Here is a 17827-nt window from a genome sequence, read left to right on the forward strand (position 1 = left end):
GAATGAACGCATGGGATAAACTTTAACAGTTAAAGTATTTATAAACTCTGTTTGTACTTGTATTGCGTTTCATTGGTTTTGAACACGCCGTTGCCAAAGGTTTCGCGATAAGTAGCAATTACGCGCCCGCTTGCATCGTATTCATAACGTACAAATAGGTTATTATTATCGAGCATATAGGTCGGGGCCCACGTCTGCTTATCATATACATATGCAGAGGTATTGGCATTTGCTGGTCTTACCCGGAAATCATCAAAATAAACATCCGTGGTGCCATTATTTTTGCATCCAAACACAATGGTGGCACCACTCACTGCCGCCGACGCCGGTGTTACAATATTTAACTGATACCAGTCCCCGGCTTTTCTGGTAGCTACTACGTTGCCGCTTACTATTGCACCACCATTCACCTGATAATAGATACTGGCAACAGGAGCTACGGCAGTACTGCTTTTTACCCACACACTGGAGACATAAGATTTGCCGGCTTCGGCTGCCGTCAACGTCACGCTGGTATTAAATCCGGCCAATCCACTTCCTGTTTTCAAACTACTGTATCCCGTGTGTGCGTTCGCGGTGGGCGAAACTACGTCCGTAACAACAGTACCACTTCCCGGAGAAATCCATCCGCTGAAATATCCATTCACCAGCGCATCTTCTGCACCAGAGAAGGAGAGCTCATTGTATTTGGTAAAAGTACCGGTGGTAATCACCTGCGAATTATTATAACCAAGCTTGGTAGCTTTATAGTTGTTGTTCATATCCTTTTCCATCAGGGAATGAGAATAAACGTCCACCAACATATTCTCGTTTGCCTTCTTCCAGCTGGCATCGGCCGCCGCAGGATTTGTCCAGTTAAAATCTGTGAACTGATTCAGCGGTGTTAATCCATCCGCCGATATACCTGGCTTCATCCAGCTATAGCTAGATTGCGCGCGCCATACATTGCCGTTAGCTGTAATGCTACCATTCTGTAAAACGGTATTACCAATATTATCGGGTAATACTGCAGGAATACTGTTACTCCACGTTTGTGCAGAAGCTCCTACCAGCGCCAGTTTGTTATTGTTGGCATCTACTTTATAAACAGAAGAACCGGCTATTTGCGTCAACATATTTTTATTACCGGCAGCCCCTTGTTTTAAGCCCATCGCCGGATATTTGCGATAGGCGGGTATTACTTCCGTCAGAAAACTATTGCCATATGCATCTGTTTCCAGTTTTTTGGTGATGGCACCACTGTAAAAGTCAAAGCCAATATTACGGCTCGTTGTTTTTACATTTGTTTTATAGTCAATATGCGTTTCGCCCATCGTTACATTGGGATATTCTTCCCGGGCCGACATCATTACCATATACTTATTATTCCGTTCCTTCAATTGCGCAAACCGTTCCTTTACTACGCCCTGATAGGCAATGCCAGCCAGCTTTGCGTCGTATTGTGTTACAAAATCCGCCATGGAAAGATCCTCCATACCCGAATCCAGGTAATCATATATAGTCTCGCCCAGTTTATTTCCTTTATCGTCATAACTTATTATCCGTTTCAGATTACCGATCCGGGTACAATAGTTTTTCAGTGCCACATTTCTGGCATCCGTTTGTTTGCCAGCTACGGTACCATAAGTGCGGCTTACCTCAATTATATCAATCATGTTTTTGGAAAACACCTGATACTGGTAAACAACCTTTCCGGGGTTATTGTACACCTCTGTATTTTTGCCTTTCTGACTGTTAACGGTTACGTATTCATATATTACTCCCGGTGGCGGTAATTCCCGGGCCATCGTAAGCATGCGATTTACATCCTGATAAAGATTTTCCTTGAACTTAGTGTCTATGGCTCCACTCACATCTAACACCACAGGATCATAAGCCGTAACTCCGGAAGAAATTTGCTGGCCAGGTTTGTTATAACCATAATTGGTACGGCTGAAAGTGCCACTGATATCATCAGTGATGGTAAGCGATTTTACCCGGATACCACCACCAAATGTTTCACGGTTATTATAGGTAAAGAGATTACCAACCGAGGGAGCCGGATACTTATAATCGAAGCAATTGTCTATCGTTTGATTACCAATAAATATACCTCCGGGATAAGTGAACTTAATTTTTTTATTCACTTCATCAATCTCTGTAACTACTGGTTTAACACCAATTACTTTACTGTTAATCGTCACAAAGAAAGAAGCAGGCCACGGTGCGCTCAAACATGCAGGATCTGAAAGACTTTTCTGTACTGGTGTAACGTACTGCGACATCATTACATCTATCTGATCTCCCACCTTGAAGAAGCTACTCAATGGATAATTCAGTGTGTTTACATTACAGGTAATGATTTTATTTACCTGATCAAATGCTATTGAACTCATCAGTAATGATCCGTTTCCGTTCAACACATTCTTCGAATAGGAATCCGGCTCATAGTCAATATTCACCGTGGCTCCCAGCGGAGTGCCAATACTTCGTAAAGACCATGCATCGGCATCTTTCGCGGAAAGAGGACTGGTGGTTCTTCTCAGGTTTTCATTATCCTTACTGCTGCCATCATAATCTGACTTATAATTCCCCCAGTTGTCATAGGCATCTTTTTGATAAGATGGATTCTTGGTTATGTTTACCGACACTATTGTTGAATTTGCCGAAAGCGTTTTCCCTATATAACTGACGGTATAATTATTAGGGCTGTTTACCGCCGTAACCCTTGCGGTATAACGTTCAAGAATCGTGGAGATCTGCAACAGATCACCTACCTGATAAGCAGCTGATCCCGCCGGCATAACAATATTGGTTGGAGAGCCTGGATTTGATCCGGGATTTAAAATAGAACCGGATTTGCGCTGTTCTGCCTCAGAAAGCTCATAATTAAAAGTAGTAGGAGGCAAAGACTGAACACCTCCTTTCCCGCGGGAAACCAGACTCTTTAATGTAAGCTTACCTGTAAGCGGAAATACAAATTCACCAGTCAAACTATTCGGCGTTTGGTCACAAAGGGCATAATCCTGGTTAAATTCCAATATCTTTATGGCCTTCGTCTCAAGGTTAGACCGAACATTCGTGAGATCTTCGTCATTCAGCACATTCTCCCAAAAATGTCCGGAATACGAAGTTCCTGCAGCCGTAGATACATTCGCAGCATCCGCCTTGTTCAACAAATAAATTCTTTTCAGCGCAAGAGACACTTTACTCGTGCTAATATCAAAGGCTCCCTGATTATTTCCATTATTTATAACTGGCGAGGCCTCCCCTCTTCCATCTTTACGGGGCACTTTTTCGAATAACGCAGTATGTGTTCTGGAGCTGATAGCATTCAGATAATACACTTCCTTCATGCCTTTGGCATAATTCTGAAAGTTATAGTCGATGTCGCGGACAAATCCTTCCGAAGGATTACGCCATATATAACTATCTGTAAATTTTCCATACTCAAACCGAATCCAGTATCCCCAGTCTCCATCGCTGGGAATACCATTCCCGTCACGTTCCACATAATCAGGGCCTGTTATGGCAGTAAGCTGCCAGGCGTAAGCATAGGGAGGTGTTTTGGTGAGCAGATTCCAGGAGCTGGCGTTACCATCACCTCTTGCAGCATCTATCTTCTCCTGATATATGTATTCATTCTTGTTATAAGCGGGAAGCGCATAATGGTAAGTGACTCCCTGCTCATTCGTAACAGAAAAGCCTCCGATCAGGTCATCATTGGTTCTCGTAAATCCTTTTGTATATGACTCACAATTGATAAAACCGGCTGCCTGGGCAGTGCCATTAACAATAGACCTGTTGGTATAATAATCCACATGTTTGCTTCCTGCCAGGCGATTGGATGCAGCCAGATATCCGGTGTTGCCATCGCCATTACCATAAACAGGATTCGGATCATAAGGCGCCGGAAGGTTCAGCGGAGTAAAATCAAAATTCGGATAGTTCTGCCGGTAAGAATTGGAAAAGTCGTTCACGAACCGGAAATTAGCTACAGGATTGGGCCAGGCACCATTCATCTGATAATATCTGGTAAGATAATTACCATTGGCATCCCTCCTGTTCTGACTCAATACACTCCCTTTAAAAAAATATGGGCGTATAGCACCAGTGACTCCTTGCGCAGTCACCATGTAATTATCAAGATCAGGGTAACTACCTCCCAGCAATTCACTTGGATCACTGTTACTAGCCATATTAAAAGTAGGATGATCCAGTAAACTATATGAATCAAAAGCAGTGGTATTATAATCCCACGTTGAAGATCCCCCGTTATTGGTATATAGCGAGCCATATGTTGACACTACTTCCGTTTCGTCGGACCATACCCTGTAATAAGAATACCCCAGGTTGACGTTCAGCAGGTAATAAACGGGAATAGAAAGATTGAATCCCTTTGATACAGTGGAAATATTTCCTGCCCGGCTGTTATGTATAGAAGCACTACCTGATCCTACCGACGTACTACCACTCAGACCAAGAGAAACGCCTCCTCTTGTACTTAAATTAACATCCAGTATACCAACTGAAGCCAGTTTGGTACTGGCATAACCGCCATTCTTATCTATTCCCACTCTGGTCATCCCCATAATAGTTATTCCGGCATCAAAGTTCTCTTCCCCATATCCATCGTTAGAATAAGTCAATCCCACGCTTACCCCATTTTGATAGAAGCCTGCTCCGGCATCTACACCAACCCCATACCCCTTCTCTGTATCATTGGAAAATGCCAGCCCAAATCCAACGTTAATAGGTGTTCCGGCAATCCCTACAGAAACTCCGATTGAATAAGTAGTTCTCGCCACACCATCCCAATAGTCTCGTTTTGACTGTGACGCGTTATTCCAGTCATCCGGATAACCATTCACACTACGGGTAATAGCGCCCGGATTGAGGTTCCATCCAAGTCCAACCCAACTCGCTTCTTCGTTAGGATTAATATCAGCATGATATGACAATGCAAGCGGATACCCACCCTCCGGCCCCGGGACATCCAGCAAGGGAATATTATACGTAAAATCACCCGTTTGAGGGTTTACCATATCAGTGGTATCTACCGGTTCAAAACTGCCTGTTTCAGGTGTTTTAGGGCCAGCTGTAAGCGCATAGGCCGCAACAGGAAACCCTATCTGAAACACAAAAATGGCAAGAAAAAACAGGGCCAGGAATCTTTTAAATCCTCTTCTTTGAAAGATCATAGATAAGGTAATAAGGTCTTAAAGAAAAAATTATATACGCGAGTCGAATAAACTAACAAACCAGTACAGGGATCACAGTATCAACAACCTATCTCATTTTGGTATAACGGGTATTCTACTAGCAGATACACAGGTTCACAGTACAATAACTTCAGGCAACAAAATACTTAATTATTTATCTTTCTCAATATCAACATTACTTTCTATAATTCCAAATTTCTGGAGCTAATTTCATCAAAAACCTATCTGGTAATACCAATTTTGATCAGCTTATGATCAGCACTATGAATGATGATGTGGCCAATTATATGCTGACATTGTTGTCAAATCCCAGCGCCTACAAAATAAAGCCCGAAGTCTCTCTTCCCCCTCAAAATGAGTCTGACGCAAACATGGAAAGTTAAAATGATAATCGTCTTGTCAATGTCCGGCATGAAACATGAGAAGTTATTACCGTTCATTTTTGTAACTGCAAAGCAGAATATTCCTGCTTCTTACGTAGTGAACAATCCGTTATGCTATTATTTAATGTATATTTAGCAGACGAAACTGTAGCAAATTGGTTTTGAAAATTTGTCGACAAAAATAAAGAATCAATAGCCCATATTAACCAGCACATTTTCGGTTTTCACCTTATATTATTCACAACGATACGTAAAGCAGGTTTGCTTTTAGCACGCCTGCTTTTAGATGAATATTTAAGGTTACGATACGGAGTTACAATAAAGTTCATAATCAAGCTCCTTGAAATAACCTCGGTAAATCAAAACCTGCAACCCAAAAATTGTAATTATGAACTTATTTGAGCGCATCTCAATGCATCCTCAAGAAACCGATGAAGGGAAAAAACGTATACTTAAAATTACAGATAAGCTAGCGATCATGACCAGTGCGCTGGCATTTAGTTTAGGCGCCATACTGTACCACATTACCCAAAATGGGCTTATCTTCTATCCGGCGATGATCGAAGGCTGTTTATTCCTGGCTATTTTACCTCTGAACCGTTTTGGCAGGTCAGGATATGGGATGAAAGTCATGTTTGTGCTGCAGAATTTTGCTATCTGGTATTTCGGCCTGATACTTGGTCCAGCCAGTATGATCCACAGCTTTTTTATATTTCTCGGCCTTTGTGCCTGGCTGGTATATCAACGGATGGCAGCAAGAATTGGGGCAATGGCAATACTTGCGGTAATACTAGCGCTGATCGAACTTAACTATGAGTACCATATCATACCACAAATTGAGATGAGTGTAGGATCGCTGCGCATTCTGCGATGGCTCGTAATTATCACCGATATTTTGCTTACGGGAACAGTCATGTATTATTTCATTCGGGAGAATATCCGCAATGAACAACTCAAACTGGCAAATCAGGCTATAACTGTCTATGCAAAAAAAATAAGCCATGAGATTCGCTCACCACTCAATGTACTCAATGGTATTGTGCAACATTATACCGATGCCATTGATCCAGATAAAAAAACGCTACAGATGGGCGTTGCGCATATGGAAGTACTGCTTAACTGCTCTAAAGACATGGAACTTGTAGTTAACAACGCACTCAGTTGGTCTAAGATCGAGGCAGGAGTTGAAGATGTAAATAATGAACCCCTTATGCTGGTGGATTGGCTTGGTAATCTTACAGATACTTACTATTATCTTGCAAGAACACGCGCGGTACATATTCTCACAGATATAGGCGAAGGTGTGCCTGTATGTATATATGCCGATAAATCAAAACTGAGAAGTATCCTGGCCAATATGCTCAGTAACGCCATAAAGTTTACCCAACACCGAAGTATTATTAATCTGAAAGTAACTACTACAGGGACCGTGTTACATTTTAGCGTCACCGATCAGGGCGGTGGCATAGCAGATGATATGAAAGAACGCGTATTTGATCCCTTTGTTAGTATGGCAAGTCAGCATACAGAGGCAACCGGTCTGGGATTGCCTATTGCACGTGGGTTAGCGAGAGTGTGCTTCAAGGGAGACTTGACAGTATCAAATAATCCCGACCGACCGGGAAGCAGGTTTCTGTTTACCATGCCTTACAAAATAGCCCATGAAGTAGTAGAACAACCCAAAACAGCTATTAATTTCGCTGCATTTTCCGGCTCGAATATTTTAGCGGTAGATGATGATAGCAATAATCTATTGATTGTTTCCCTAATGCTGAAAGGATCGGGTATTAATGTTGTAAAGGCAGCATCGGCCGCTCAGGCAATGGAGCTAATCAACAAACAACAACCTGACATTATTTTATTGGACAGGCATATGCCTGTTATAAGCGGGATCGAACTACTTCACCAGATAAAATCTGATAAGACGCTTCGTCACATTCCTGTTGCAATCATTTCAGGTAACGCTTATGAGGAAGAAAAAGAGGAAATTATTGCCGCTGGTGCAGAAGGATATTTATACAAGCCGCTTAATCGACAGAAATTATATGAACTACTGGCCGAACACCTACACCAGGTGACCGTCTGATCGCCATCGTACATATCTACCTAATGAACATGGTCTCCCTATGGTCGCAGGTACTTATTTATGATAAGCAAACCATCGATATCTATTTTAAGATACAGCGAAGATGCAGGTCCTATTTTCCTACACAATAATTCTATCGCTTGTATTCCACTTTTGGAAGTTTCAAAGGAGAAGAATTTGCAATCACCCATTTAACCGCCAACTGACACAGTCTGGCAGTATCTCCTGATCTTCCTTTAATTGCTTTAACCACTTCCCCTGCTTCCAACAGTTCAGCCGGTGAAAGCTGTTCTCCCATTTCTAAAAATGTAAGAAAAGCATCCACCATCTTTTTATATTCACTATCCCAATTTCCGCCTCCATTGCCGTCCAATTCGTTGGCAATTTTTCCTGAAATACGGATAAGTTCACCTTGAATAGTGGTGGCAGGGCCGCTGGAAGGGACTAGCAGCTCCCAAAGCTCCTGATGCTGTTTCTGCCAGGTGGTTGCTTTCGTTGTGATCGGAGATTTTCCATCATGCAAAACATGCTTCGCAACAGGCACAACATCAAACAGCCGGTATAGCTCATCTAATGCATTACTTACTTCGTCTACTGATTCTTTATTGAATTTAGCCCGATGAAATTCGAAACGGTTACCAATTTTTGTAACATATTCCTGCATCTGTGATGTAGGCTTCACGCCTGCGTTCAAATACATGGATGATAACTGGACTGTCCGGACAATATCTATGTTGCTGCATGTTTGCAGCGCGAGCTCCAATGGAGTTCGGCCATCAGCGTTTAACAAATGAGGGTTTGCTCCGTACTCCAGTAAAGTGGTGGTATGCACTGCATGATGCCCGCCCGCAGCCGCATGTAATGGCGTACCAACGGAGCCGCTGCTATAATTTACATCCGCACCCAGCTCCAGAAGACTTTTGACATTACCAAAGATACTACGCGACCGGCTGTGGAGTGGCGTATTCCCCCAGGTATCCGTAGCATATAAATCTGCACCTTGCTCAATTAACCATTTTGCCAGGTCATGAGGACAATTATCATAAGCCAGCGCCGTTTGCTTACTGTAGCCACCACGCGCATCGTATGTACATTTAATAAAAATATCTTTCAGTGTCTGTATATCTGCTTCTTTTAAAAGTTGCTCAAAATCCTTTGGTAATGTTACTCTCTTCTTTGCCATATTTATTCCGTTAACAGTATGAATACCCTGGTTGTGATAAGAACGGTGTCTGAATCATTGCTCACTAATTGAGTTGAATCCAGATATGACGCTTCAAAATGTCTATGTCAAACCAATCATCACCCGGCGATTCCGGAATGCATGGTGAAATAGACAGCCCCCTGGCATACCTGCTCAAAGCCTTACTACCAAAATTCAACGTCAATTCATACTTATCTTGTCCCGTCTCCCCTACGTAAGCCGTCACCAATATCTTTTTGTTGTCGTTGACATATTTTCCGGTGTATTCATGTTCCAATCCTGGGGTCACTCCATCACACCAAAACGTCTTCACCTCCTCATTGGAAGAATTCTTCAGGGCTTCACAAATTTTATATTCAAGTAGTCTATAAAAGTTCTCATCTATCATAATAGTTACTCAACGTTTATTCTTCCTAAGCATTAATTTCAAGCTTATATCCTTTTCCACGTATCACCACAATTTTTACATTCGGGTCAAGCTCCAGCTTCTTCCTGAGTTTTGATATAAACATATCCAGGCTACGACCTACAATAACCCCTTCATCTTCCCAGATCTCCTTTTGCAACCTGCTTCGCTCAATAGTCTCATTGGGAGACAACGCAAAAATGTGCAGTACACGGGTTTCGGTACCCGTTAAGTCTATTGCTTTCCCATTTATAATAAGCTTACGATTGTCCACATCAAACATAACTGTGCCTAAAGCAATCATGTTCGCATGCGGTTCTTTTTCCGGCAAAGTTGCTTGCTGTTCTTCTTCCGGCATGGCGCTTTGTGGCTTAACTGATCTCAAAAAAAGGAAACCAACAAATGCTAAAAGTGATAGACCGCCCAAAAAATACCCACTTTTTGCCGTATTTATGCCCAACGTTTTAAATTTAACGTTAATTAAATAACAGGCCCTGGGCTGCTTTCTTCCTCTACAAGGCACGATATCATCCTTTCCATTCTTGGATATGGCATATCCATAGGCTACACTGGAGTTACCACAGTTCAGCACATTAACAACATAATCCCGTGCCAGTGGATCTTTGTCCAACAAACGCCGGGTTGTATTCACCAGGGAGTCCGGACTAAAAGTAAGATCATTCCCGAAGCTGATCTGATATTCATTTTCAGCGATCTTTTTTACCGGGAGCACCCTCGATGTACTGTCGCCCGACTGCAAAAGCAGTTCATGTCCGACCCTGCGGAGTAAAACTTCCCTTCTGGAGATATCAAAATCGTTACTATCCTCCATACTGAAAGCCACACAGATAACCGAAACAAACAAGAATAGCATCAACCCGAGCAGGTATTTGCGTTTTCCGGAGAGTAGATGTAGCCTAAGATCCATCGCGTCAAGATTTTATTTACAAAGTTTACAATGCTATTTACAATCCCAATTCCCAACTTTGAAGGTTATCGACATAATTTCGTCGAATCCACTCCTTTTACATGCCTCTTTTTGTGTGGAAAAGAATTTTTGACAATAGATAAATGATGAGGGCAAACCGTTTAAGAAGATCCGTTCTATCATCGAAGATAGAAAAGATAATATTTACAAACAATCCTATCTTCATACTGTCGTCAGGTTGCTCCTGATCACCGTTTATTCATCTTTCTAAAATAAAAAAATGTATACTGAATTAGAAATACTGTCGCACTTTGATACAAATTTAAGTATTGAGGAAGATGAATACTACCCTGCCGGGAATGAAAATGATATCAGTTATCATTTCTGGCTTGACCTGGAGCATGGTTACTGCGAAACAGCCGGCAGCCGCATTCACCTGTATGCGGATGATGAGCGATGGGCAGTCGTGCTGGAAAAAAGCGGCTATCAGAACCGCGGCTTCCGCGCGGAAATTGAATGCTGTTATTTCGGTAATTGTGTCGACTATCCTGTAGATCACTATACAGAAAGAAGTTACATTTCCAATGTCAGCCGCATCGAACTTATTTCCGATGAGGAGTGGGAACGGATCACCAACAAAGAAGGGGACGATATGGAAAAATTTGAGATAATCGATCCTGCCGCCCGATATGTCGTCATCAGGGATGTCGAAGTACCCATTGAACAAAATGTATCCAAATATAGAAGCTTAGGTATACATTCCAGAAAAGAAGATAATCCCCGGAACCTAATCAGCTTCGAAGATTTAGTACGATATTACCATGATGTCCATCCCTCTCTAATAAGTGCTACAGAGGCTGAAATCCGACAACATATCCCAGGTGATATACGTAAGATAATGACCATTGATAATTTCCACTTTAGCAGCGTATATAGCGAGAACCACAACCCTGCTGAAGAAGAGCTGTATCAACTCATCGCCAAAATTCTGGTTACCAGAGATCCCTCTTTCTGGAAACCTGCTTTGCCAGCAAACAATCACTGGTCAAACTGGAAATCCGGCAACCTTTAGCACCGGATATATTACTTCAGATAATAATTTTGGGATCTGGAATATTTCTCTTACCTTGATCACACTATAATACAGTATCGTTAGAACAGTAGCATAACTGACAGAAAGAGACAAGTGCCCCGGAATTTTACCCCATCTCTATACCAGATGGTCAGCTACGATTTATTATCATCATATTTTCAGTATCAATATGAAGTATATCATATTGAGCAGGCTATGTAATCCCAGGAAATAAGAATCCTTATATAACCAAAGAAATAAGAAACATGTCTATCTGGCTACCCCCCAAAAAGACAATTATTGTCCTATTGCTGTTGCTATTAATGACCGGCGGCTTATACCTTGCCATGGGAGCAGTTTTTTCCTTGTCTTACATCAAAGATTCCCCTGGAGAGAAACAAGAAGTGTTTCAGCGGTTTGATACGCTGTTCCGTGTGCCCCCGGAGCAATTTTATAATGAACGAATGAAGATAAAGGAAACGTCCTATCAAGTGAATGACATAGGCGAAAATATAAGCAAATTACGCGCGTTAAGGACCTGCAGCGAAGTGATAAATGCAACACCTACCATACGCCGAAGAATAGTTACAGATGCCGACGACGCTGCGAATTTCCTGGAACAAAAACTGGCGGAGATAAACTTGCAAAAGGCCCTGGTAACTGAGCAACAAGAAGAGCTCCGGACTCAAATGACCAACGTATACGAAGCGGCAAAAAGCAAATTCAGGAGCGAGGCCTCCCACTTATCTTCCAGTCTCCTGGCTAAATATGGAGAAGACCTATGGATGTTTGTTACGAACTATAGAATTACTGCTACACTTACCCTTAATCATAATATATCAGAATTCAACAAACGTTCTACTACCCTATATAGAATGACGGTCTACGCCAACAAAAACGCTGAATTAGTCTGCATTACTAATGGGACACATGATTCTATTACGCTGATCAACCCCAGCCTGATACCACCCGAACAACCTTTCGTGAACATCCGGGACACTATTGTTCGCCATGCGGAGGCATGGCCGAAAAGTGGCGTAACGGGCGAGGAATGGGGAAATGTATTCGTTTTCCTAATCCGTCCGATTGCACAAAGCAAAAATGTAGATGTCCTGCTGGTATGCGGAATGCTGGGATTCGGCTTATTGGGTGCTGCCATTGCGATTTTTATTACTGGCACAGGGCAAGATAACGTGCTAACATCTTATAACCTTGTGCAGGTGATAGTAAGAGGGTTTTCTGCCGCCATCGTTGTTTACCTGGCACTTAGAGGTGGTGTTGCCTTAATTAGCAACAACAGTGGTGACCCCAATCCCATGGCTTTGTTTCTTTTCTGTTTCATTGGCGCCGTATTCAGTGATCGCATCTGGGGCTGGGCGAGAGTAAGAATTGCAGATCCTTTCTCTGTACAAAGATCAACGCCTGACCAACAGCAAAATTCATAAATAATAGCTATGCCTATTCATTAAGTTAAATGTTGTACCCCTAAATAACCATTCACTGCCATGTTCAATAACGTTGCTTTAAATGTAGTCATTGGACTTGTATTTATTTATCTCCTATATAGTTTGCTTACTACCATCATGGGAGAATGGCTGTCCTCACAACTAGGACTACGACAGCGTATCCTCCGTGTTGCAATGGAGCGGATGCTTACTGACAGTCAACACAAAACCGGCGTAAATTTTCATCAACGGAAAAGACAAACCTGGTGGGACAAATTTATGTTGAAGTCGCCCCCCGGATTCAAGGATACCCTGGCCGGCAGATTCTACGCCGCCCCCTCCGTTAAATACCTGGCCGACACCTCCCCCGCCGACAAACTCCTATTCAACAACACGAAGCCATCTTATATCAGTCCGGATAACTTTGCTGATACCCTGATTTCTTTACTGGCCGATAAAGGTGCAGGCGCTACAAAAATGCAACGGATTGCTTATTGCATTTCTTTTAACACGCTGCATATCGGACCAGAAACAAGAAAGCAGTTAAACGATATGCTGACCGATGCCGACGGCGACCTGATTATTTTCAGATCCAGGCTAATACTATGGTACAATGAAACCATGGACAGGGCTACCGGCTGGTACAAGAAAAAATTGCGGATGATTGTTTTCTGGTTTTCATTCATTGTTGCTATCGGATTTAATGTAGATACCATACGCATAGCAAAACTATTAGCCAAAGATGATGATGCCAGAAACCAGCTGGTTTCCATGGGGGTGTCACTGAGTCGTGATTCCACCCGTGGCCATGATTTAATACTTTCCGGGAAAGATTCCATCACCGCACAACATGTGATTGATTCCAGTCTTAGCCGGGTCAACAGAGACATTACCGCTGCAAACCTCATATTAGGTCTTGGCTGGAACTTTGATTCAGCAGTAACGCAAAATACCTGCATCGTAAAAGGTACCAAAGAACTGATCGCCAAAAATTATCCGATCATTATTCCAATGCTGCACAAAAATATAGATAGCATTGAAAAAAACATAGCTGATAACAAGGATGGCATCCTGTTACTACAAAKAGCATTACGGCAACAGGAAAAACTAGCAGACAGAAATAAGCTAGCAGACAGAAATAAGCTGGCACACAGAAATAAGCTGATCACTTCATTAACCGGCAAAAATATCCCCGCCGGAAAGAAATCGGCTGCAACGCCTGATAGTATTAGCACCTTAAAAATGCAACTGCTTACTGACTCTTTCAGACTGGCCGATGATCAGGCCACGCTTAAAGACCTTCAATCTGACCTGAAAGCAGTCAACGTAGCATTGGTACGGTTGTCAGATAAACAAATAACACAGATAAAAAGAGTCAGTTACCAATCTGACGACGATCATATGACCTACCTGGTGATCGACGGCACCGGCCCTATCCCTTACTGGAGCAGGTATAAATATTTTTTTCGGAAGCTCTTTTTGGAGTGGAGCTGGTTGGGCTGTTTACTAACAGCATTGGCATTATCATTAGGCGCGCCGTTCTGGTTTGGTGTTTTAAACAAGCTGGTACAGTTACGGGCAGCTGGTCCCAAACCAGAAGATGACAACAGTGAGCTCAACAAATCCATTGCTTCTCCGCATATACAAATTACATCGGAAGATATCACTTTGCCGCCGGAAGACGATATTGATGCAGCCGTTCGCATCTTCGCCGACACGATCAGTCGCGAGCCTGGTGTGCTACAAGTGGGCCCCGGCTATCTCCTGCTGAATGATCAGACAGTACGCTGCCTGCAGGTACATGTGTTAGATAACGCTACTGCCGTTGCCATCAGAATAAAATATGGCGTGCAGGAAATTACGCCCGGCAGTTTTATTTATATCAATGTCATCGTCACGGGTAAAACGAATTTGATGAATGGGGTTCCCGCCCACAAGGACTTTGGCATTATCAACAAAACCGAAATAAATGGCATCGGAAGTTTTGGATGTGTGCTTAACGATAAGCAGATCCCGAGCGATTTATACCTGTTGACCTGTTTTCATGTAGCCAACGGCGACAATAGCTGGACAGTAGCACCAAAGGAAAAAACGATGCTGGATGCAGCCGGCAATACTATCTCCACGGACTACCGGTTTGGCTTTAACCAACATCACGACACCGCTATTCTGAGCATCAGTAGCGCAGTAGCCAAACATTATCAACAGCTGAAGAAGACAGGCATTACCCCACGTGAGATCGGATTCAAAGATGTTTTCAAAACAAGGGTTACCCTGAACGGCTATACCACTGCGGATGCATCCGGGCTGATTTTACATGATAGCTGGAACGATGACTTTACTTACCCCCAAAAACCGAATGACATTATCAATCATATGAAGGACCTGATCCTGATAGAAAAAATCGGCGGCTTTAGCGACTCCGGCTCCCTGCTGGTTGACGGAACAGGCAGTCCTGTGGGGATACTGCTAGGCAGTAATAACGTTCATACATATGCTATTAAAATAACTAACATACTTAAGGACTTCGGACTTCAAATTACAAACCAGTTACCATGAAGCACATTCTATTTACCTCCGCGCTATTTCTTTTAGCCACTGTTTGTTTTGCGCAATTCAAGCTCACCATAACTATTGCTCCTAACGACAGTGTTACCTGTACTATGAATGGTAATGCCATAGAGAGTAATAATACCGCTCGTGCGACAATCGAGGCGCAAGATAACCTAATCCAGGTTTTAAGAGCACTAACAAAAGACTATGCTATTCGTGTTACCAATGCAGGCGGTAACAATACGTTTACTGTAACACGCACCATTTTTTCCGATAATATCATCTCAATCCCGTTCAAAAAAGGAGAGGTATTGGCGGATGCTAATAATTCACTGTCACTGCCTATGCAGGTAGAAATTAAGGAGATATCCGGTGCCCAATCAAAATTGCTTCGAAAAATTTTGATAACAGATACCAGTGGTAGTTCTTCTGCTAATATTATAGATTCAAAAACAGCAGATCCAACGTCTCCTTCTCTCTCCCAAATTGCTTATTATGATGCTATCAATTTAAATAATCCCAAAATATCAGCCGGGCAAATTCAAGAGATCCTAAGTTACTACGCACATTTTAAGACCGCACAAGACTCCGCCACTTTGACGTTGGCATATGCCCAAAACCCTTTCATAAATAGTGTATTCGTAACCAATAAATTGAAGAATGCGTCAGGTAATTCACTGAACGGAGGAGAGAAAGCGGTTCCATCAATCACCGCATCTTTTACCGGCGTAGGCGCACTGGATGTAACGAACATCGCAGATGGAATTGCCCGTTTCCTGATTAAAAGGGGAAAAGAAGAAATCAATGCCGCTTTTTTTGGAAGGATAAAACAATTCCTGGATAAACATCCGGAATTTAAAATACTTTTCCCTGCCACAGAAGCCTTCCTGGAAAACATTACTTCTTACCAGTATGCAGAATTCATCCAGTCGTTGAGAGATGCGTTCAAAAAAGATATGTCCAATATGATTGTACATCTCGATATGTTCATCGAATTACCTAAATACAAAGAGCTGCTTGACAGCCTCCCGGAAATAAGGATGGCCATCCATGCAGCAGGTATCGTGAGCGAGTTGTCTCAATCGGATAACCCCATCTACCCGGACAGCATCATTCATCAGCTGGCCATGTATTCCAAAAGCGACCTGGCTACCCAACCCAATATTGCCGCTGCCTGGCAACTGCTGGATATCTTCTCTCAAAGTTTACGCAACAAAACGGCGCTATCTGAAGACGATGCCAACCGATGGATTACCCTCAGTGATTTTAACAAGCTGTTACCGGATTGGAGAACTCCCAACGACTCCTCGAAAAGTGGCGATATCGGCAACGGACGGATCTATCTGGGGCTATTATATCAACAGGTACAGGGGCTTAATATCAGCTTCAAGTCAAAGGGCAAGGTAATATCATTAGATAGCTTTTTCAGGCAAAACCAGACCCGGATATCGCACCTGGTCTCTCTATCAGGAAATTTCATTGAGCTGGCTAACGACGTTGACCGCTCCATAAAAGATATCAGAAAAAAACAAGCAGGCGGCAATCTAACCGATGCAGACTATTACACGTACATCAATAAAGCCATCAATATAACCGCATACGGATTTACGCTGGCACAATATATTAATCCGGATATTTCCGGTGATCGTTATATCCTGATCGCCAGAAATGCGAATGAGATGTACAAGGATATCTATACCAAAAATTACAATAGCGCCGTGATGGATGCCTATAACATCCTGTCCCAGCTATTCCAGAAGGGGCAGCAACCTCCAGGTGGCAGCGCGTTTACCGCCAAACAATGGGATAGTATCGCCAAAACATATCCCCAACCTGCAGTACTGGAAACTTTCCTGAAATACGGCAACTTCATCGCTTCCATCGTTAAAGCGCAAACACCTGAAGAAGTGGAAAATGTGATTGAGGCCGCGGCTCTTCCTACTGGCAGCTACTCCATAAAACAACGCTCCAGTTTCAACTTCGGCCTGAATGGTTACATTGGATATACCTGGGATTTCAATGGAGGACTTTACGCAAGCGGTGTTTACGCACCAGTGGGCCTCGCTGTAAGTACAGGGCTGTGCAAGGGTAAAGGCGGCGCCTTATCGCTATTTGCCGGCCTGATTGATGTGGGAGGTATCGCTACCTATCGCCTAAAGGATGGTAACACTGACAATTTAAAACAGGAAGTACGGCTGGAGAGCATCTTCTCTCCCTCTGCACAACTTACCTACACCATCCCTAAATGGCCACTGGCAGTTTGTTTGGGTTATAGAAGAACCCCTAAACTTTTCTATTCCAGTCAAACAGATTTCATGGTGAAAGACGCAAAGAATGTATTTAACCTGGCAGTACTGATAGATATTCCAATTTTCAATTTCATCAACCGTCCGTTTGTTTCGAAATAGGATATTGTAAATGCTAAAATGCTTTGCTCATATTTAAATTATTATTCCGCTATGGATTCACATTGATAGATGACCTGATGAAACTATAAACGCAGCGTTCTTGAATATTTCGTACATTAATACATCTTTTGTTTACCTAAA

General features: G+C 42.7%; 9 protein-coding genes. 5 read left to right on the forward strand and 4 right to left on the reverse strand.

Annotated features, from left to right (window positions below; translation table 11 throughout):
- Positions 1–38: 38 nt before the first annotated feature.
- Positions 39–5180: a hypothetical protein gene (locus AC1DFM_RS07590; RefSeq protein ID WP_477076103.1), complete on the reverse strand. Its 5142-nt coding sequence runs from the start codon at positions 5178–5180 to the stop codon at positions 39–41.
- Positions 5181–5972: 792 nt separating this feature from the next.
- Here AC1DFM_RS07590 and AC1DFM_RS07595 point away from each other — a divergent pair.
- Positions 5973–7670, forward strand: a complete 1698-nt coding sequence (locus AC1DFM_RS07595; RefSeq protein WP_477076104.1) for an ATP-binding response regulator — start codon at positions 5973–5975, stop codon at positions 7668–7670.
- Positions 7671–7803: 133 nt separating this feature from the next.
- Here AC1DFM_RS07595 and AC1DFM_RS07600 read toward each other — a convergent pair whose 3' ends face one another.
- The 3 genes from AC1DFM_RS07600 to AC1DFM_RS07610 form a co-directional block, all read right to left on the reverse strand.
- Positions 7804–8853: an ankyrin repeat domain-containing protein gene (locus AC1DFM_RS07600; protein WP_477076105.1), complete on the reverse strand. Its 1050-nt coding sequence runs from the start codon at positions 8851–8853 to the stop codon at positions 7804–7806.
- Positions 8854–8917: 64 nt separating this feature from the next.
- Positions 8918–9187 carry a hypothetical protein gene (locus tag AC1DFM_RS07605; RefSeq protein WP_477076106.1) on the reverse strand — a complete coding sequence of 90 codons (270 nt, stop codon included), beginning with the start codon at positions 9185–9187 and terminating at the stop codon, positions 8918–8920.
- Positions 9188–9287: 100 nt separating this feature from the next.
- On the reverse strand, positions 9288–10208 hold the full coding sequence (locus AC1DFM_RS07610; protein WP_477076107.1) for a winged helix-turn-helix domain-containing protein: 921 nt from the start codon (positions 10206–10208) through the stop codon (positions 9288–9290).
- A gap of 280 nt (positions 10209–10488) precedes the next feature.
- On the opposite strand from AC1DFM_RS07610, the gene AC1DFM_RS07615 reads away from it, so the two are divergent.
- The 4 genes from AC1DFM_RS07615 to AC1DFM_RS07630 all read left to right on the forward strand — a co-directional run bounded on the left by AC1DFM_RS07615 (position 10489) and on the right by AC1DFM_RS07630 (position 17686).
- Positions 10489–11280 (forward strand): DUF7003 family protein, encoded by a 792-nt coding sequence (locus tag AC1DFM_RS07615; protein ID WP_477076108.1) that lies wholly within the window; start codon positions 10489–10491, stop codon positions 11278–11280.
- A 266-nt stretch (positions 11281–11546) separates the two neighbouring features.
- Complete coding sequence (locus tag AC1DFM_RS07620; protein ID WP_477076109.1) at positions 11547–12725, forward strand: hypothetical protein; 1179 nt, start codon at positions 11547–11549, stop codon at positions 12723–12725.
- Positions 12726–12785: 60 nt separating this feature from the next.
- Positions 12786–15284, forward strand: coding sequence for a hypothetical protein (locus tag AC1DFM_RS07625; RefSeq protein WP_477076110.1), 2499 nt, complete (start codon positions 12786–12788; stop codon positions 15282–15284).
- Positions 15281–17686, forward strand: a complete 2406-nt coding sequence (locus tag AC1DFM_RS07630) for a hypothetical protein (RefSeq protein WP_477076111.1) — start codon at positions 15281–15283, stop codon at positions 17684–17686. Before AC1DFM_RS07625 ends, AC1DFM_RS07630 begins: the two co-directional genes overlap by 4 nt.
- Positions 17687–17827 lie beyond the last annotated feature (141 nt).

The sequence above is a fragment of the Chitinophaga sp. 05T412 genome (assembly GCF_056396465.1).